13 protein-coding genes are annotated in these 20,357 nt (G+C 52.5%); 6 read left to right on the top strand and 7 right to left on the bottom strand.

The features are described 5' to 3' along the window. Positions 1 to 2 precede the first annotated feature (2 nt). From PUQ42_RS00130 to sppA, 7 genes are all read right to left on the bottom strand, one after another. Complete coding sequence (locus PUQ42_RS00130) at positions 3 to 1,301, bottom strand: acetylxylan esterase (protein ID WP_273369813.1); 1,299 nt, start codon at positions 1,299 to 1,301, stop codon at positions 3 to 5. After that, on the bottom strand, positions 1,298 to 1,987 hold the full coding sequence (locus tag PUQ42_RS00135) for a GDSL-type esterase/lipase family protein (protein WP_273369815.1): 690 nt from the start codon (positions 1,985 to 1,987) through the stop codon (positions 1,298 to 1,300). The genes PUQ42_RS00130 and PUQ42_RS00135 overlap by 4 nt, the downstream gene beginning before the upstream one ends. A gap of 4 nt (positions 1,988 to 1,991) precedes the next feature. Further along, the gene (locus tag PUQ42_RS00140) at positions 1,992 to 3,119 is read right to left on the bottom strand and encodes a glycan-binding surface protein (RefSeq protein WP_273369817.1); all 1,128 of its coding nucleotides are present in this window, start codon (positions 3,117 to 3,119) and stop codon (positions 1,992 to 1,994) included. A 23-nt stretch (positions 3,120 to 3,142) separates the two neighbouring features. After that, a complete protein-coding gene (locus tag PUQ42_RS00145; RefSeq protein WP_273369819.1) occupies positions 3,143 to 4,786 on the bottom strand; it encodes a RagB/SusD family nutrient uptake outer membrane protein in 1,644 nt (547 codons plus the stop codon). A 12-nt stretch (positions 4,787 to 4,798) separates the two neighbouring features. Beyond that, positions 4,799 to 7,972: a SusC/RagA family TonB-linked outer membrane protein gene (locus PUQ42_RS00150; RefSeq protein ID WP_273369821.1), complete on the bottom strand. Its 3,174-nt coding sequence runs from the start codon at positions 7,970 to 7,972 to the stop codon at positions 4,799 to 4,801. A 231-nt stretch (positions 7,973 to 8,203) separates the two neighbouring features. Then, positions 8,204 to 9,088, bottom strand: coding sequence for an AraC family transcriptional regulator (locus PUQ42_RS00155; RefSeq protein ID WP_273369822.1), 885 nt, complete (start codon positions 9,086 to 9,088; stop codon positions 8,204 to 8,206). Positions 9,089 to 9,245: 157 nt separating this feature from the next. After that, positions 9,246 to 11,021, bottom strand: coding sequence for a signal peptide peptidase SppA (sppA, locus tag PUQ42_RS00160; protein WP_273369823.1), 1,776 nt, complete (start codon positions 11,019 to 11,021; stop codon positions 9,246 to 9,248). A gap of 208 nt (positions 11,022 to 11,229) precedes the next feature. On the opposite strand from sppA, the gene PUQ42_RS00165 reads away from it, so the two are divergent. The 6 genes from PUQ42_RS00165 (at position 11,230) to PUQ42_RS00190 (ending at position 19,924) form a co-directional block, all read left to right on the top strand. Continuing rightward, complete coding sequence (locus PUQ42_RS00165; protein ID WP_087309551.1) at positions 11,230 to 12,282, top strand: Mrp/NBP35 family ATP-binding protein; 1,053 nt, start codon at positions 11,230 to 11,232, stop codon at positions 12,280 to 12,282. A 369-nt stretch (positions 12,283 to 12,651) separates the two neighbouring features. Continuing rightward, positions 12,652 to 13,614, top strand: coding sequence for a quinolinate synthase NadA (gene nadA / locus PUQ42_RS00170; protein WP_273369895.1), 963 nt, complete (start codon positions 12,652 to 12,654; stop codon positions 13,612 to 13,614). A gap of 58 nt (positions 13,615 to 13,672) precedes the next feature. Further along, the gene (locus PUQ42_RS00175) at positions 13,673 to 14,260 is read left to right on the top strand and encodes a pyridoxamine 5'-phosphate oxidase family protein (RefSeq protein WP_273369825.1); all 588 of its coding nucleotides are present in this window, start codon (positions 13,673 to 13,675) and stop codon (positions 14,258 to 14,260) included. A gap of 25 nt (positions 14,261 to 14,285) precedes the next feature. Continuing rightward, entirely contained in the window at positions 14,286 to 16,421 is a 2,136-nt protein-coding gene (locus PUQ42_RS00180) for a S46 family peptidase (RefSeq protein WP_273369827.1), read from the top strand. Between the two features lie 390 nt (positions 16,422 to 16,811). Continuing rightward, positions 16,812 to 18,854: a methionine--tRNA ligase gene (gene metG / locus PUQ42_RS00185; RefSeq protein WP_273369828.1), complete on the top strand. Its 2,043-nt coding sequence runs from the start codon at positions 16,812 to 16,814 to the stop codon at positions 18,852 to 18,854. A gap of 35 nt (positions 18,855 to 18,889) precedes the next feature. Further along, positions 18,890 to 19,924, top strand: coding sequence for a branched-chain amino acid aminotransferase (locus PUQ42_RS00190; RefSeq protein ID WP_273369896.1), 1,035 nt, complete (start codon positions 18,890 to 18,892; stop codon positions 19,922 to 19,924). Positions 19,925 to 20,357 lie beyond the last annotated feature (433 nt).

Here is a 20,357-nt window from a genome sequence, read left to right on the forward strand (position 1 = left end):
TTCTATTGTTGGTTTGGTATCATCGATTTGATAAAATGCTGTTTCTTGACCCATTGCTCGGGATAATTCCAATGTCCCGTATCCGGATATACGGCCAACTTTTTGGGCGCCTTCACCGCATTATAGGCTGCATACATCGATGTGGGCGGACATACTTCGTCCTTGTAACCCCAGGAAAAGAATCCGGGAACATTGACTTTTCGGGCAAAATTAACCACGTCATAATAGGCACTTACGGCAGCTTTCCGTTCGATGGTTTCACGGTCTTTGTCCTTTTCATACCTGAACATGGCAGGCCAGCCGGCAGCACGTCCGTTCAAATATCCGGTCAGATCGCACAAGGCCGGATAGAACGCAGTGTAACAGCTAACCCGTTTATCCAGAGCAGCCGCAACAATCGACAAGGCTCCCCCCTGACTGCCTCCGCTCACCGCCACGAAACAACCGTCAAACTGAGGCAGCGAATAGATGAAATCGATCGACCGCACCAATCCAAGATAGACCCGGCGATAGTAAAAATCCTCCCGACTGTCCAATCCCTGCACCCAATAATGGTCCAAAGCTCCATTGCTCAACGATTCATAAACCTCCGCATCCAGATTAACCGGAATACCGTGTATGCCAATCGTCAGAGATATAAAACCTTCGTCAGAAAGATATGTATCCCCCTGGTAGGGACGTACTCCAGCACCGGGAACGTTTAGAATGGCCGGATAATGTCCCGGAGCCTTCGGAACGGACAAAATGCCATAGATGCGTGACCCCGGACGATCGTTCTGAAAACTGACATGATAGACATTCGACCGTCCCGTACAACGTTCCGGCATCAGCGTCATCCGGGCATCCAGCGGAACTGCAGCCAATGCAGCGATCTCCCGATCCCAGAACTGATCAAAATCATCGGGCATCTCTGCAACAGCCTCGATTGCCTGTGGATCCACTCCGACCTTGGCAATATCGGAATACTTCTTGCCGTCGAATTCAACCTCCACCCGGCAAGAGACAAAACCGGGGATCTCCGAAGATCCGGCATCTACGGACAATTCACCCCCCTTATAGACAAGACGATCCCGTCGCATAGCTGACATTTTTTCAGGGCCACATTCATATTCAAGGGGCACATCCGACAAATAATGTCCGTCTTTCCAGACCGATACGCTGAACCGGATTCTCTCTCCCCGCGCCACACACCAGTCGGCATGCTCAGGAACAACCCGCACCTCGACCGGTTGCCGTGCCGGCTGCCCTGTTACAATACCGATCCACAAAACAAAAAGTGGAATCAAAATCGATTTTTTCATTCTTTCTTCCATTTATTATCTATCAAACAGGGTTCGATCCTTTCAGCCCACAATCGATAAGCCTCCGGTGTCACATGCAATCCGTCGGCCCGGTACAGTCCGGTCTGAAAACGCCCCTGTGCATCAAACATCAGGGATGCCACATCCACATAGGTCAGATTTTTCCGACTACGACACAATTCTTCCAGCATCCTGTTCGTTTTCCGCTGTCTATCCAGAATGCGACGGCTGAAGGGCGACGGTTTGACCGACAACACGACAATCGGAACCTCCGGAAGAAAAATCTCAGCAAGACGGACAAAACACCGCACATCTTCAACAACGGCTTCCGGTGCAACACCATTGGCCAAATCATTCTCCCCGGCATAAAGGACAATCTGTGCAGGATCGTAGGCGATCACCAGCCGCTGCATGTGGTAAAGCACATCGCTGATCCAGGCCCCGCCAAATCCACGGGGCAGAATTCGATGTTCGGGAAAATAACTCCCGAGATCCTGCCACATGCGGATCGACGAACTCCCCACAAAAAGGATAGATCCTGGTTCGGGAAAATTCCGCTGATCCTCCTCATAATATGCTTCCAGCTGTTCGCGCCACTCATTGGCCCGAAAGTAGGTGGAGTCCTGTGCCCGCAAAAAAAGCGGACACAGAAGAATCACCCAAACAACAATTTTTGCAAATCTCATCTTGCTACTCCCAATTTATCGGCTGAAGCCGAACATTGTCAATGCAGAAGTCATATGCATTGTTTGACGGATGGCTTCCCACCCAGATACGCATGTTTTTCGTTCCACCCTTATTCTTCCAAGTATCCATCGGAATGGTAAACGTCTGCCACTTGCCGTCGGTAGAGATCATCTTTGCCGGATCCGTCGTGAACGACGAAGGCCCGAAGGCATACCAGTTCGTACTCTGATTCAAGGCTATGGCCAACCGATAGGCAATCGGTTTGAGCGTGCACAACTCGAACTTCAACTCATAATTGTCGGCATCGGTCGTAAAATAGGATTCAGGAATGACCAGATTGTAATTACCTACCATATTGACCAGACCGGTCTTGCCAACCTCGGTTACAATCCGGGCATACTGATTACCTTCGGTAGGAGCCGGATCAAGCGGAGCCGGATAACTGTCGTTTGGAACAACCCAGTCCGGATAACGAGTCGTACCCGTATTTTCAAAATTCTCTATGATAAAGGTGTCATCCCTGTAACGCACCGGACATCTGACTCCTTCCGAGGCATCATCCGCATAGAACGTGATGATTGTCTTGTTACCAACCCCTTCCGGCACGATTGCCGTCACACTGGTTTCCGAGACGGCGGTCACAAGCGCCGCCTTGTCACCGAACATCAGCTTAGAAACCCCGACCTTGGCATAAAGATCCATACTCTCACCCAACAACTCAATCTCTTGTCCGGGAGGAGTCCATTCATTGAAAATACCCTTGATTTCGAATGGCGGGAATCCGATAGACAAGGAGTATTCCGTTGTTCCGAAATCATTTTCAAGTTTCATGACATAACTATTGCTGCGCGTCAATCGCGGGATGGTAAGATACAACGAATGGGTTAGGCGTGTGGTCGTTCCAATAGCAACCTCAACATCGTTGATCGAGATCTTGTTCACCGAGGAGAAATTATCCCCGACAAACTGTACGGTCTGCCCAACGATCACCTCATCCAGACGGACCATCTCCACCGGATCGATCGCATACTCGACTTTGGGGACACCCTTGTCTCCGTAACCGAAATTTTCATCGGCACATCCTGTTGCCGCCAATAAGACGACAAACATATAATAATAGATCGCTTTCATGAGTTCCGATTTTTTTGTTGTGGTTAGTAACCGCTGTTATTCGGACCAAACAACCGATTGTTGTTGATCTCGTTCAGAGGTACGGCATACAAAATACTCCGTGGCTGGCGAACCTTGGAAATCGACAAACCCGTTCCCTGGATTCGCACCGATTGGGTCGCATTCATAACATCGAGATAGAGCCCCCAACGTAACAAATCAAACTTCCGGTTGAACTCCTGCATGAATTCCATGGCCCGTTCCTGAAGAATGAGACTGCGGATCTCCGTTTTGTCGGAAGTTGTCCCCGACAACAGATCCGCCTTCGCCCGAGCCCGCACGACATCCACATCCGCCAATGCCTTGTCCGGAAAATCGAGTTCATTGTACGCCTCGGCCCGAAGCAGATACAATTCAATGAAACGAATCAGAATCACATCCTGTTCCTTGAGAGCATAGCCCGGATCCGTCGTATTCGGAATCGGATTGTCAACCGTACCATCTCCCGTATACCATTTGGTAATGAAATAGGTGTAGTAATAGTTCGAGACGCTGCGTGCCGGTTTGCCATCGGGGCCCGTCGGATATTTCTCGGGATCATCCGGCATTCGGACATAGTTGGACGTATTGTTCCAGGTCTGTTTTACATAGTGGAAGATTCCGTGCTCGCCCCGCTCGTCATTCCCCGTATAAAGGCCATAGGCATGTTCGGTAATCCCGGCCCAGCCTCGTCCATAATAAGTAGGTGCCGTGTAATAATACCCGAGATGCTCAGTCGTATAGTCGCGCAGAGAATTTCCTGCAACTCCCCACACAAACTCCTTGTTACGGAAATTGGGCGCCCCCCAGATTTTATTGAATGCCGGCATGTAATCGAAATCAATGCCTTTGCGGGCAATCACCTCATCGCATATCTCAACCACTTTTTCATAACACTTCTTCGCGTCAACCCCCTCGAAGCCGGCTACCTTCGCCGTGTTGAAATTCTGCAATGAGCCCTTGATATCCACCTTCATCTCGACACTGCCCGCCAAAGCCGCAGATCCCATCGTAGCATATACCCGGGCCAAAAGAATCTTTGCCGCCGTTTTGTTGGCATGACCCCAATCACCCGAAGAGGTTCCCCACTCGCTCATTAACGTACAAGCATCCTCCAGATCATCCGTAATCCGTTTGTAAACCTCCTGCACCGACGAACGCTTCATATCACCGAGTTCATCATATTTAACCCGCAAAGGAACGGGACCGTACATGCGGACCAGATGAAAATAGGCAAATGCCCGCAGAAAATAGGCCTCTCCCAGATACTGATTACGCAAGGTTTCGTCAATAGGCGACACGGCAATCTTTTCAATCACGTAATTAGCCCGGTTGATTAACGAATAAAAGGCGAAAAAAGGATCGGATGACGTATTATAAGACCAGTGTGTCGTCATGTTTCCCTCCCCGGCTCCCGACATCACCCACGAAGGAGCTGCCGAATGATCGTGATCCATATCGATACATTCCATGTAGGATTTCTTCATCAGGGACGAACTCCAGAAGGTGTTGTACATGGCCGTCACGGCCAAAGCCGCCCCCTCTTCGGTCTCCGTCATCGAATCGTTGATGGTATAGGGCTTCTCCTCCATGTCGCAGGATGAGAAGATCAACGTCAATCCCAAAAATATTGGCAATATCTTTTTCATTATTCGTTTCATTTAGAGCGTTAAGTTAATTCCGAACAGATACTCCTTGGACTGGGGATATCCTCCTGCATCCACACCCCGACGGGAGGGATTGGTTCCGAATGCATTGACCTCGGGATCGTAACCCGAATAATCCGTAATGGTCCAAAGATTATTCAACGATACGTACAATCGCAGCGATCCAATGCCTTTGATCGGTTTTTTGAATGTATAGCCCAATGATACGTTACGCAGCTTCAGATACGATCCATCCTCGATATATCTGCGGCTGAAATAGAGATCGCGACTGGTCGTGGTGTAGATCTTCGGGCTATTACCGCTCCCGCCAGGAACCCATGCATCGTCCAATATGCTCTTCGGAATATTGCGGGTTTGTCCCAAATTGTAGTTGCGCAGACTCGGCATATTGATGATATCGTTTCCGCTGACCCCGTTGAACAACACCGACAGATCGAAATTCTTATACGAAAAATCAACATTGAACGCATAAATGAATTTCGGATTTACGTCGCCTATATAATCCTGATCGGCATCATTGATCTCACCGTCTCCGTTTTTATCGTGAATTCGAACCTCTCCCAACCATTTCTGCTTGATGATCAACTCGGTTCCTTCGTCGTTATCCTCGACCGAATAACCCGGATATTGCGTCTGGAACTGTTTGCTCTGGATCACCTCTTCACGCGTATTCCAGATGCCCTCCTCCACATAACCGTAAAGTTGTCCGATCGGATGGCCCTCCTCCAGAATATAGGGGCGCAAATCATTCCACAGATTGTTGGGGAAAATCCGAAGCCCGTTCAAATCCGTCACTTCATTCCGGTTAAAAGAGATATTGCCTCCAATATTGAGATGGAAGTCGTTCCGGTTCAATACGCGCGCATTCGCCGTGATCTCGACACCCCGGTTGTTCACCTCCCCGATGTTCATCAAAACACTCTTCATTCCGCTGCTCGGACTCAGATCCTTATTCTGGATCAGATCCTTGGTTGTCTTATCGTAGAAGTCAACCTCCAAATCCAAAACATTGAACAAGCTCAATTCAAGACCCAGGTCATGCTGATAGGTCGTCTCCCATTTCAGATCCGGGTTTCCGGGATTGGTCCCTTCGATGGCATAGCCGGACGAAACGCCCGAGCCAAACGGATAGTTCGCACTTCCGAACAAAAGCAAGGATCCATAGGGACCAATACCCGCATTACCCGATGTTCCGTAGCTGTAACGCAATTTCAAATTCGTAACAGCCGAACTTTCCTTGAGAAACTTTTCGCGACTTATCGTCCAGGCTACTCCGATAGAAGGGAAATATGCAGCCTTGTTGTTCTTGGCAAATTTGCTCGATTCGTCACGACGGAAAGTCGCCGTCACATAATATTTATTCGCATACGTATACGCAGCACGTGCAATTACGGAAAACAGCGTCGCATCCTGCTTGACGGATTGAGGGGTTTGAGGAGCCGTTCCCTCGTCCAGAATCCAACCATTGTTGCCATCGTAGCCGAATCCCTGTGTGGTGACCTGTTTACTATAGTAGCTGTAATCCTCCCAACTCACTCCCAAAGTCGCACTGACATTGTGCACGTTCTTGAACGTACGGTTGAACATCAGAAAATTATCCCACAGATATCTCTGACTCTGAATGTCTCCGGCCAACGATTTTCCTCCGACCGAACGTCCTTCGTAAAGATTCTTGGGAAAATATCGGTTATTAAAGTTGATGGAAGCCTTATAGGAGAATACAGTTCTGAAAATCAACCCTTTCATCAACGTTGCATTTGCATAGTTGGAACTATAGATAGTATAATTCCGATTTTTATTCAAGGCTGCCGTATAATCCAGCGGATTCGATACGAGTTGATACTCCTCATATCCGGGTTGCTCTTCGATCTTGTACAAGGGCGGATAATAAAGAGCCGAACGAATCACACCCTCATCTCCATTATTCTGATTACTTGTAGCAGTCTTGATCATGTCCGAATTAGCCATGGAAAAATTGGTCGAAGTTCCGATCTTCAACCACGACTTGATATTCTGATTCAATTTCAGATTCACATTCAGACGGTCATAGCCCGAATTGATCACCGTTCCCGTTTGATCGAGATACGACAATCCAATCGAATAATCGCCGTTATTCGTAGCTCCGGAATAATTCAATGAATAATTCTGGGAAATAGCCGTGCGGAAGATGGCATCCTGCCAGTAATAGGGATCATTCTCATAATCCTTCGGACCTTTCACATAGGTCCCCTGGGGACCCACGTCTCCCAAATGGGGCAGTCCCTGTGGATTAAAACTCCCTGTATTGATATATTGCGTATTGATATAGGCCTGATTGCGATATTCGGCATACTCGGCACCCGTCAGCATCCTGAGTTTGTTGGATACCTGGCTGATACTCAATGTAGCATTAAATGTCAAACGGTTAGAACCCTTTCGCCCGGTTTTCGTAGTGATCATCACCACACCGTTCGATCCCCGCGATCCGTACAAGGCAACAGCTGATGCATCTTTGAGAATTTCGACGGATTCTATATTCTCCGGATCGAGAAACGACAATACATTGCGACTGGCAACCTCGTTTTCGTCAAAAGTCATCGATTCCTCGTCATTGGATGCTGTAAAGGGAACACCATCAATCACGTAGAGTGGTTCCGTACTGCCCATAAAGGAGTTCGATCCCCGAATCTGAACACTGATGCCACCACCCGGTGCTCCATCGTTGCGGACGACATTGACTCCGGCGATCCGACCTTGCAGGCCCTGTTCGAGACTGGCAGGACGACTCTTCATCAGTTCATCCGATGTCACATTCTGAACACTACCCGTAAGATCACTCTTCTTCATCAGTGAGTAGCCTACAACTACCACTTCATCAATATCTTCCGATGCTGAATCCATCTCGACATTGATTTTTGTGGCATTGCCAACGATCTTCATCATCGGCTTCATTCCGATGAATCGAAAATCCAGCGTATCACCCTTCATGGCCACTAACGAATAGCGTCCCTGATAGTCGGTCGTCGTTCCTTTGTTTGTGTTCCGGATAACCACCGATACTCCAGGAAGGGGATTCCCAACATCTGACCATTTGACCGTTCCAGACACATTGTGCGTCTGAGCCGACAAATGCAGAACCGACGTAAGGCACAATATCAGCGCCGTCGTCGCAATCCGTTTTAGGTTCATAACAAAGATTTTAGTTTAGGTCTTGCAGTCTTTTCCGCATTGAGTGCGGTTTTGTCTGAATTCAACAGCAAATATAGTGTATCAATAAATTACATACTGATACTTTTATAGCAAAGAATTATACTTATGCGACAAGACCAATCCCTTGTTCCTACATCTGAAAACAGAAAGACACTCAATCCACGACTGGAGTTATTTCTCCTTTTCGCGGAAAACAAGGCTGCTCCAATATCAGATGATCTTCTTGATTCGCTGATAATTATTCCGGAATTCCTTGGGAGAACACCCTTTTTTGCGTTTGAATATGCGATTGAAATTGGATATGTTGTTGAATCCGCACTCAAAACAGATCTCGGAAACGGACTGCGTCGTATTGACCAACATCCGAACAGCATGACCAAGACGAATTTCAATCAGATAATCCGAAAGACTTTTTCCCGTTCGCTGACTGAAAAAACGGCTGAAGGCCGTCGGGCTCATACCTACAAATTCCGCCAACTGATTCAGGCGAATCTCTTTTGCATAATTACGATTGATATATGCATAGATTTTCTGCACTCGCCGGCTGTCAGCCGAATCACTTACACAGGCGAACGAACTGCTGGACAACGAGCGGGATTCACAAAGAGACAACTCGTACAAAATGGATAGAAACTTAAGCACCGCATAGAATCCCTGTTCCGAGGCCAACTTGTCAAGCATCGAATAGACCTTCATGATGGCATTCATGGAAAAGGAACACCCCACACGTGCTTTCTCAAGCATGTGACGAATGGAATTGAATTGATTTTTGGTCAACAAACTTCCAAAAAAAAGATCTGACGAGAACTGAATGGTGATTTCCCGAATCTTTTTCGACGTACATTTATGCTGCTTCCAAGCATGTTTCAACTCCCGGCCGGCTATCAACGTCAGATCATAATCCCCTATCTCTTCGATCGAATCTCCTACAATCCGCTGAATTCCACATCCATTTTCCACAAAATTGAGTTCGTACTCCGCATGAGAATGCAACGGAAACGTACACTCCGATTTATATCGTTCGATGATATAAAAACAGTCCTTCTCCGATAGGGGAGTAATCTCATATATTGCATCCTCGTACTGTTTTTCCATAAGTAAAAAATGATATGTTGTTACAATATACAATACTTTTTTGACATCTTCCTCTTTTTTTTATGTTTAATTTCAAATATTACCCTTTTTTAGGAAAAAAGAGAGGGTGTCCCGTGTAGGGACACCCTCTCTGTAGATGGATCCTGTCGACAGGCCGTTACTGCATATCGACCCGGATGGGGGAGTACATCACCACTCCCTGCTGGCTCAGCGCCTCGCGAACCTCGCCGTACTCCTTCATCATCTCGCCCAGCTCCGAACGCGTGAAGGCCATCCGCAGACTGGCGTTCAGCGACGAAAGGATGGCCGACAAACCCGTCGGCTGGTCGAGAACCTCCACCACCCGGTAATTGTCCCCTAATCCGGCCTTCTCCACGGCAACGGCAAGGGCCGTCTTCAAACCTCCGCAGCCGTCGATCAGTCCGATGCCAAGGGCATCCTCACCCGACCACACCCGGCCGCCGGCAATCTCCAGCACCCGTTCCAACGGCAGATTGCGCCCCTCGGAGACATCCTGCGTGAAGGTCTCGTAGACCTGGTCCACGCCTCGCATCAACATCGCCCGCTGGACCGAAGTCAGCGGTCCACGGCCCATGAAATCCGACGAGGTGTTGCTCTGCACGCCGTCGACCGTGATGCCCAGTTTGTTCTTCAGCGCCTCCCGCGAATCGAGCACCATGCCGTAGACTCCGATCGAGCCGGTCAGCGTCAGCCGGTTGGCCACAATTGCATCGGCCGGACACGAAATGTAGTATCCGCCGCTGGCCGCATAGGAGCCCATCGAAACGATCACGGGTTTCTCCTCCCGCAGCAACTCCATTTCACGCCAGATGACATCCGAAGCCAGTGCGCTGCCTCCAGGGGAGTTGACCCGCAGCACGACGGCCTTAATCCGGTCGTTGCGACGCACGTCGGCCAGCGTCGCGGCCAGCGTATTGCCGTAGACCGCACGGCCGTACCCCTCGCCGTCGACGATCTGTCCGTCGGCATAGACGATCGCCACCTGATCGGCCGAGATATTCTTCAGATCGGCGCCCACCTGGGCCGCATACTGTCCCAGCGTCACGAAGCGGTAGTCATCCCCGTCGGCCTCAACGCCCAGTTCGGCAAAGACGTCGTTCATCTGGTCCTCGTAGAGGAGCCCGTCGACAAATCCCGCCTTCAGCGCCTCGTCGCCCAGCGAAACCTCCAGGTTGTCGGTCAGACGGCGCATCTCCACGGAGTCGATTCCGCGTGCCGCGCAGACATCGCCCGAGATGGTCCGCCACATCGAATTGATGAGCTCCTGCATCTGTTCGCGGTTGGCCGGCGACATACGCTCGAGGAGAAAGGGTTCGACGGCGCTCTTGTAACGGCAGGCCGTCGGACGAAAGACCTCGACCTTCAGATCGAGTTTGTCCAGAAGCCCCTTGTAGAAGGTGACATTCGAAGCCAGTCCCGTCCAGTCGATGCCCCCCTGCGGCTGCAGATAGATGCGGTCGGCCACCGAAGCCAGGTAGTACTGTCCCTGCGAATAGGTCTCGTTGTAGGCCACGATGAACTTGCCGCTCTGGCGGAACTCCCCGAGGGCCGTGCGCAGCTCCTCGAGCAGGGCCGTTCCGGCAATTCCGCCCGTGCCGTTCATCCGCAGGTAGATGCCCCGGATGCGGTCGTCGGCCGCCGCGGCTTCAAGCGCCCGCAAAGCCTTGAACAATGCAAGTTGCGGCGTATTCTGAAGCGTCAGCACGTCGATGCCCGCCAGCGGATCGTTCGACGGAGCATCGGTCAACAACTCCGAAAAGTCGATCTTCAGAATCGACCCGGGGGCGACCGTCACGCTCTTCTCCATCGACCCGGCGATCCCGAGCAGCAGAAAAATCCAAAACAAAAAGACCAGAATCGTACCCGCCACCACGGCAAGCACGCCGGCCAAAAAGGTTTTCCAGAAATTCATGTTGCGATTATTTTTCGTTCGAGTTTCCCGTATCGAGATCCGACCGACCCGGCAACGGCCCAGCGATCGGATATGCTTCCCTTGCAAAGATAAGGATCTTTTACGAAAAACAAATAAAATTTATCGTTTTTCGATAAAATAAATCCACACCCTATATTTAATACTGAAAATATACGTTATCTTTGCGAAAAAGTAACTTTTCGCAACCATGGAGGAAAAAATAAGGCAACTGCTCGCCTCGATCGTCCATCCCGAAACCGGAAAGGATATCGTCTCGAGCGGATTCATCGAACACCTGGCTACGGCCGAGGACAAGGTGACCGTCGTGCTGCGCTTCGCCAAGCCGCGCGATCCCTTTGCCGTGAAGATCAAAAACCAGGCCGAAACGCTGCTGCGTGAGGCGTTCCCCGGCGCCGAAGTGCTCGTCGTCATCAAGGAGGGCGGCGCCGCACCGCGTCCCGAACCCAAACTCTCGACCACCACGGGCGGCATCGCCAAGGTCATTGCCGTGGCCTCGGGAAAGGGTGGGGTAGGGAAGTCGACCGTCACGGCCAACCTGGCCATCGCCCTGCGCAACATGGGATTCCGCGTCGGAGTGCTCGATGCCGACATCTACGGACCCTCGCAGCCCAAGATGTTCGGCGTGGAGGGCTACCTGCCCGAAGCCGTCGAGGAGAACGGCGCCGAACACATCGTCCCGGCCGAATCGATGGACATCAAGCTCATGTCGATCGGCTTCTTCATCAAGCCGACCGATGCGCTGCTGTGGCGCGGTGCCATGGCCGTGAGCGCCCTCAAGCAGATGATTCACCAGACGCGGTGGGGGACGCTGGACTTCCTGCTGGCGGATCTGCCTCCCGGAACGGGCGACGTGCATCTGTCGATCATCGGCGAACTGAAGATCGACGCCGCGGTGATCGTCTCCACGCCGCAGCAGGTGGCCGTGGCCGACGTGGTGCGCGGCGTGGAGATGTTCCGCAACGAGAATGTCAACATCCCGGTGGCGGGCATCATCGAAAACATGGCGTGGTTTACGCCGGCCGAACTGCCGCAGAACCGCTACTACCTCTTCGGACGGGGCGGAGCCCGGGCCTATGCCGAGAAGAGCGGAGTGGATTTCCTGGGTGAAATACCGATCGTTCAATCGATTATGGAGGGTGCAGAGGAGGGGCGTCCGGCTACGGCGACGCATCCCGAAGTGGAGGAGCGCTACCGCTCGATTGCGGAGAAGATTGTCAGCAAAGTGATGAAAAACGGTTGACAAAGTGTCGACAACCGGTTCAACAACGGATGATAAAAAAGGAAAAGTCGGGGCCTGAAAATTTGCTTTTCGAAAATCAGGCAGGGTATATACAAGAAATCCCCGAAACCAAAAATTTTTATAAAAAGTTGTCCGCCGCGAAATCCTCACGAAACGGGAAGCGGATGTTGAAAGTTTCAGGCTGTCGAAATGTCGAAAACCGTTGTCAACAATTGTTGAATAATTTTCTATTTTCTTGTATTTCAAATAACAAAGAAGAAAAATAAAGAAAAGAAAACCGAGAAAATGTTGATAGAGAACTAACAGTGGAAGTTGTAAACAGTATCAACAGCTATTATATTTCTTCTTCTTTCTTATTTATTAAAATTTATTAAAGGAATAAAAAAGAAAATGAACGTCGAAAACTCCGCCGAACTCTCCCGCCGCATCGAGGCGCTCAAACGCGAGAAGAATGCCGTGATCCTGGCGCATTACTATACGACACCCGAAGTGCAGGCCGTAGCCGACTTCCTGGGGGATTCGCTGGCCCTCTCGATCCAGGCACAGAAGGTCGATGCGCAGATCATCCTCTTCGCCGGCGTCCACTTCATGGCCGAAACGGCCAAGGTACTCTGCCCGGAAAAGAAGGTGCTCATCCCCTGCCCCGAGGCGGGCTGCTCGCTGGCCGAATCGTGCGACGCACGGGAGTTTGCCGCCTTCAAGGCCCGCTATCCCGGATACAAGGTGGTCTCGTATGTCAATACAACGGTCGAGGTCAAGGCCCTGACGGATATCTGCTGCACGTCGTCCAACGCCCTGAAGGTCGTTCAGTCGCTGCCCGACGACCAGCCGCTGATCTTCGCCCCGGACCGCAACCTGGGCTCCTATATTCAGAAGCTGACCGGGCGGAAGAACATGGTGCTCTGGAACGGCGCCTGCCATGTCCACGAGGAGTTTTCGCTCGAAAAACTCCTGCAGCTCAAGCGGGAACATCCCGAGGCAAAGGTGGTCGTCCACCCCGAATGCCGCGACTATATCGTGCAGGTGGCCGACTACGTGGGTTCGACGGCCGGGATTCTCGACTACTGCGGACGCAGCGACGCCCGCGCGTTCATCGTCGTTACCGAGGCCGGCATCCTGGCCGAGATGCACAAGCGCTATCCCGACAAGCTCTTTATCCCGGCGCCGCCCGACGACGAGGCATGCGGCTGCAACAACTGCAAGTACATGAAGATGGTGACGCTCGAAAACATCTGTTCGGCTCTCGAAAAGGAGTCGCCCGAAATCCTCCTCGACGAGCAGGTGCGCCGTGCCGCCGAGCGTTCGATCCGCAACATGATTGCCATCCGGTAAGGAAGACCCGGGGGGCCGACAAGGGGGGGGAGTTGGCGTGGAACACACCGGTAATGGGGTGAAGACGGAAGGGCTGAAGATGGAAGGATTGGAGACCGAAGGGTTGAAGACGGATGCGGTGCCGCAGGGGAGGCCGACGGAGGAGCCGGAGACGGGACACTTCCGGTTTGACAATGCGGAGGTGCGCCGCCGCGACCGCCTGCTTGACGAAGAGTCGGCCCGCGAACTCTTGCGGCGGGGCGAATACGGGGTGCTCTCGATGGTGGCCGAGCAGGGGGAGGCCTATGGCATTCCGCTCAGCTACGTATGGGACGGCGCGGGGTGTATCTATGTGCATTGTGCCCCCGAAGGGCAGAAGCTCCGATGTGTGGACCGTGTGCCCGAGGTCTCGTTCTGTGTCGTGGGGGCGACGAAGGTGGTTCCCGCCAGGTTCACGACCGCCTACGAAAGTGTGGTCGTCCGGGCCCGTGCCGTACGGGGGATCCCGGTCGAGGAGCGGTGGATGGCGCTTCGCCTGTTGCTCGAAAAGTATGCCCCCGGCGAGTGTGAAACGGGCCTGCACTATGCCGAACGCTCCTTTGCGCGGACCGAGATCCTGCGGCTCGAGATCCTTGCGGTGAGCGCCAAGTGCAAGCGTGTCAAATGATGAAAATAAACTTTATCCTTATTGTATGAAAAAATTCCTGTTACTCACAGCGGCCGTGGGGATGACCCTCTCCGCCGCTGCCGATGAAGGCATGTGGCTGCTGCCCTACCTTCAGAAGATGAACATCAAGCAGATGAAGGAGCGCGGCTGCAAGCTCTCCGCCGAGGAGATCTACAGCATCGACCACTCCTCGCTGAAGGATGCCGTCGTGATCTTCGGCGGCGGCTGCACGGGAGAGATCGTCTCCCCCGAAGGCCTGCTCTTTACGAACCACCACTGCGGTTACAGCTCGATCCAGAGCCTTTCGTCGGTCGAACACGACTACCTGAAATACGGCTTCTGGGCCATGTCCCGCCAGGAGGAGCTCCCGGCTCCCGGCCTCGAGGTGCGCTTCATCCGCAAGATTTCGGACGTGACGCCCGAGGTGATGGGCAACGTCCCCTCGATCGCTTCGCAGGAGGAGTACCAGCGGCTGACGCGAGAGAACATTCGGGCCGTCAAGGAGCGTCTGCGCAAGGAGAACCCCGACATGGAGATCGCCGTCGAGTCGTTCTTCGGCGGAAACCAGTTCTTCGCCTTCGTCATGGAGGTCTATACAGACGTGCGTCTGGTCGGTACGCCCCCTTCGTCGATCGGCAAGTTTGGCGGCGACACCGACAACTGGATGTGGCCGCGTCATACGGGCGATTTCTCGATCTTCCGCGTCTATGCCGGCAAGGACAACCGCCCGGCCGACTATTCGCCTGAAAATGTCCCCTACAAGGCCGAGAAGTTCCTCAAGGTCTCGCTCGACGGTTACGACGAGGGCGACTTTGCCATGATCATGGGATTCCCCGGCTCGACGGAGCGTTACGCTACCTCGTACGAGATCGACAACCTGCTCAAGGTCGAGAATCCCCAGCGGATCTTCATCCGCGGCGAGCGGCAGGCCATTCTCTGGCAGGACATGCTCTCGAGCGATGCCATCCGCATCCAGTATGCCTCGAAATACGCCCGATCGTCGAACTACTGGAAGAATTCGATCGGTATGTCGCGCGGCATCGAGAAACTCGACGTAAAGGCCCGCAAGGAGGCGCAGGAGGCTTCGTTCCAGGCCTGGGCCGAGAAGAACACGCTGCCCGAGGAGGGATATACCGATGCGCTGTCGAAGATCCGGCTGGCCGTCGAGAAAATGTCGCCCATCGGAGCTGCGCGTCAGTATCTGTCGGAGGCTTTCCTGGCTTCGGTCGAGCTGCTCTCGCCGGCGCGGCACTTTATCGGCAGCATGCGTACGATGGAGGTCAAAAAAGAGCTGGGTAATACGGACGAGCTGAAGTCCGAACTGGCTGACTGGTACAAGGATTACAGCCCCTCGACCGATCGCAAGGTGGCCAAGCGCATGCTCCGCATCGCACGTGAGAACATGAAGGTGCTGCCGTCGTTCTACGCGGAGATTGTCGACAAAGAGTTCGGCGGTGACATCGACGCCTATGTCGACGACCTCTACGACCGTTCGGTCTTCGCATCGGAGGAGCGCTTGATGGACCTCATCGACCATTATGATCCCGAGAAGGTGGCCGCAGATCCGGCCGTGGCACTCTCCAAGTCGGTCATGGGGCTCTTTGCGAAGCTCTCGGACGAGCTGAAGGAGCCGCAGACGCTCTACAAGGAGGGTCATCGCAAGTACATTGCCGGTCTGATGCTGCAGAATCCCGGCAAGGCCTGGGCTTCGGATGCCAACTTCACGATCCGTCTGACCTATGGGCGTGTACTCCCCTATTCGCCGGCCGACGGTATCGAATATAACTATTACACGACGCTGAAGGGTGTCATGGAGAAGGAGGATCCGAAGAATCCGCAGGAGTTCTACGTGCCCGAAAAGCTCAAGGAGCTCTATGCCGCCAGGGATTTCGGACGCTACGCCAACCGCAAGGGCGAACTGCCGGTTGCCTTCCTGGCCGACTGCGACATCACGGGCGGAAACTCCGGCTCGCCGGTCCTGAATGACCGCGGCGCGCTGATCGGTCTGGCCTTCGACGGCAACTGGGAGGCCATGTCGGGTGATGTGGCCTTCGAGCCCGCACTGCAGCGCACGATTTCGGTCGATATCCGCTACGTGCTCTTCATCGTCGACAAGTTTGCCGGTGCCGGCTGGCTGCTCGACGAGTTGCAGTTTGAATAGTATTTGGGGCGATTTTACCTCGGGGGCTGTCTTTCAGACGGCCCTCTTTTTTTGTTGCCGTTTCCGGCCGGAGACTTATTTCCGGGCTCTCCGTGATGTCCTTCGTACCGCCTTCGGTAGTTGCTTCTCTCTCCGGTTTTTCACCTCTGTTGCGGTCGGCATCTGCGATGGTTGCATCCTTTCCGGCTTCCGTTTCGCCGGAGATGATCGCGCTCTGTCTGCAGGCTTTCGACCGCCTTGTTCCACCGGTTGTTGCTTCCGTTTCAGGCGCTTCTTTCCCGGCTTCGCGGCTTTTTCCCCGCAGGGGTGACAAATTCTCCCCTTTTCGTTCCGGATTCCCTCAAAAATTCGTACTTTTGACGGAAATTAGCAATATTCTACTACCTGTTTATGGTCAAAGAGTTCAAACGTTATCTCGTTACATCGGCGCTCCCCTATGCCAACGGCCCTGTCCATATCGGTCACCTGGCGGGAGTTTACATACCTTCGGATATCTATACGCGCTACCTTCGTCTGAAGGGGTGCGACGTCATTTCGGTCTGCGGCTCCGATGAGCACGGTGTGCCCATCACCATCAAGGCCCGCAAGGAGGGCGTTTCGCCCCAGCAGATCGTCGATCGCTACCACGAGCTGATCAAGCGTTCGTTCGAGCGTCTGGGCATGTCGTTCGACATCTATTCGCGCACTTCGTCGCCCGTCCATGCCAAGACGGCTTCGGACTTCTTCCGCAAACTCTACGACGACGGCAAGTTCATCGAGAAGACTTCGATGCAGTATTACGACGAGGAGGCCCGGACCTTCCTGGCCGACCGCTACATCGTCGGTATCTGCCCCAAGTGCGGCTACGACCGTGCCTATGGCGACCAGTGCGAGAAGTGCGGATCGACGCTCTCGCCCGACGAACTGATCGAGCCTCACAGCGCCGTCTCGGGTTCGGTGCCCGTCAAGCGTGAAACCAGGCACTGGTATCTCCCGCTCAACGAGTATGAGGGATTCCTGCGTCAGTGGATCCTCGAGGGTCACAAGGAGTGGAAATCGAACGTCTACGGTCAGTGCAAGAGCTGGCTGGACGGCGGTCTGCAACCCCGTGCCGTGAGCCGCGACCTGGATTGGGGTATTCCCGTTCCGGTCGAGGGGGCAGAGGGAAAGGTGCTCTACGTGTGGTTTGATGCTCCGATCGGTTATATATCTGCTACCAAGGAACTTACGCCAGATTGGGAGAAATATTGGAAGTCGGAAGACACGAAGATGGTCCACTTTATCGGCAAGGACAACATCGTCTTCCACTGCATTGTCTTCCCGTCGATGCTGAAGGCCCATGGCGGCTATATCCTGCCCGAAAACGTGCCGGCCAACGAGTTCCTCAATCTCGAGGGCGACAAGATCTCCACGTCGCGCAACTGGGCCGTCTGGCTGCACGAGTATCTCGACGAATTCCCCGGCAAGGAGGATGTACTGCGTTACGTGTTGTGTGCCAATGCCCCCGAGACAAAGGACAACGACTTTACGTGGAAGGACTTCCAGGCCCGCAACAACAACGAGTTGGTGGCCATCCTGGGCAACTTCGTCAACCGGGCGCTGGTGCTGACCAAGAAGTATTTCAACGGCCGTGTGCCTGCCTGTGGTGAGTTGAATGATTATGACCGTCAGACGATTGCCGATGTGGCTGCCGTCAAGGCGTCGCTTGAGTCCAATATCGAGAACTACCGCTTCCGCGAGGCGTTGAAGGATGCCATGAACGTGGCCCGCATCGGTAACAAGTATCTGGCTGATACGGAGCCCTGGAAGGTGATCAAGACCGATCCCGAGCGTGTGAAGACCATTCTTTACGTAGCCCTGCAGATCACCGCCAATACGGCTATTGCCATCGAGCCCTTCATGCCCTTCTCGTCGGCGAAGATCCTCCAGATGCTGGCCGTTGACAAGTTCGGATGGGAACGTCTGGGCGCGGTCGATCTGATTCCTGCCGGCCACGAGATTGGTGAACCCGAACTGCTCTTTGAGAAGATCGAGGATGACGTTATTCAGCGTCAGTTGGACAAACTGGAGGCCACGAAGGCTGCCAATATGGCTGCTGAAGCTGCTCAACACGCTGAACCTCAGAAAGATACAATTCAGTTCGACGATTTCCAGAAGATGGATATCCGTGTTTCGACCATTTTGGCGGCCGAAAAGGTGGCAAAAACCAAGAAATTGTTGAAACTGACTGTTGATACGGGAATCGACAAGCGCGAAATCGTCTCGGGTATTGCCGAGCACTTCTCGCCTGAAGAGCTCGTCGGCAAACAGGTGTTGGTGCTGGTCAATCTGGCTCCGCGCGAATTGAAGGGAATTCTCTCCAAAGGAATGATTCTGATGGCTGAGGATGCCTCCGGAAAATTACGTTTGCTGCAGCCCGGCGATGTGACCAACAATGGAGCCATTGTCGGATAAGCCCGAGATTTTTCGATTTATTTTCAGTAGTGAAAATCCTTAAAAGCAGTAAAAATATGGAAAATACGGATTGGAGTGCACTCGGTTTTGACTATTGCAAGACGGATTACAACGTCCGCTATGTCTACACCGATGGGAAGTGGAGCGATATGATCGTTACACAGGATGAGTACATCCAGATGCACATGTCGGCTTCGTGTCTGCATTATGGCGTCGAGCTCTTCGAAGGTCTGAAGGCTTTCCGGGGTGTCGACGGCAAGGTACGGCTTTTCCGTGTCGAGGAGAACGCCCGTCGCATGCAGTCGTCAGCCAAGCGACTCTGCCTACCGGTTCCTTCGGAGGAGATGATCGTCAAGGCCTGCATCGAGGTGGTCAAGCTCAACGAGCGTTTCATTCCGCCCTACGGGACGGGTGCTTCGCTGTATCTGCGTCCTGTGATGTTCGGAACGACGGCCGGTCTGGGTGTGAAGCCCGCCAAGGATGCCCTGCTGATTGTCTACTGCTCGCCCGTGGGCGCCTATTTCAAATCGGGCATCAAACCGATCCGTGTTGCCATTGACCGTGAACAGGACCGTGCTGCTCCACGTGGAACAGGCGACGTGAAGGTCGGCGGCAACTATGCTGCCAGTCTGATGTCGGGCGAAAAGGGTCACGAACTCGGCTACTCGAATATCATGTATCTGGATGCGGCCGAGCATAAGTACATCGAGGAGTGTGGTGCCGCCAACTTCTTCGGTATTAAGGATGGCAAGTATATTACGCCGAAATCGCAGTCGGTTCTTCCCTCGATTACGAACAAGAGTCTCCGCCAGCTGGCCAAGGATATGGGTCTCGAAGTTGAGGAGCGTCATATTCCGGTTGAGGAGCTTCCGACCTTTGAGGAGTGTGGTGCCTGCGGTACGGCTGCCGTGATCTCCCCTATCGGCTACATCTACGACATGCAGACCGGTGCTTCGTACAACTACGGTAACGAAGTCGGCAAGACTTGCATGAAACTCTACAACGCTTTGCAGGATATTCAGTACGGTCGTGCCGAGGATAAATACGGCTGGTGCACGATTGTCCTCTAAGCATCACCTTCTCGTTTCGATATTTTTATCGAACTTTTTAACACCAAGTTCCGCTCTTTTGGGCGGAACTTTTTTATTATACTTCTCTTTCTTGTAGTCTTTTTTACCTTCTTTTCTACTTCTCGTTTTGTTCCACGTGGAACACTTTTTTTAGTTATCTGATTTGTAAACTGCTTTTTGTTTCGTTTTATGCGGAATTTTTTATCTTCTCTTTTGTGTGTTTGCCTTATCTTGTATGCATATATTTTGCTCTATGGAGTGTTTATTTATCCATATTTGAAATCGTTTTTTAAGTTTGTATAAATAAGATATAAAAATGTTCCACGTGGAACATTTTCATTTGTGTGTGTTTATACCGAGGTGGTTTTTAACGGGTGTTTTTATGTTTCAGTTAAGATTATTGTTTCTTTGTTTTGTTGTAAAATAAAAGGAG

This window comes from Alistipes megaguti, assembly GCF_944320325.1.
Taxonomy (GTDB): domain Bacteria; phylum Bacteroidota; class Bacteroidia; order Bacteroidales; family Rikenellaceae; genus Alistipes; species Alistipes megaguti.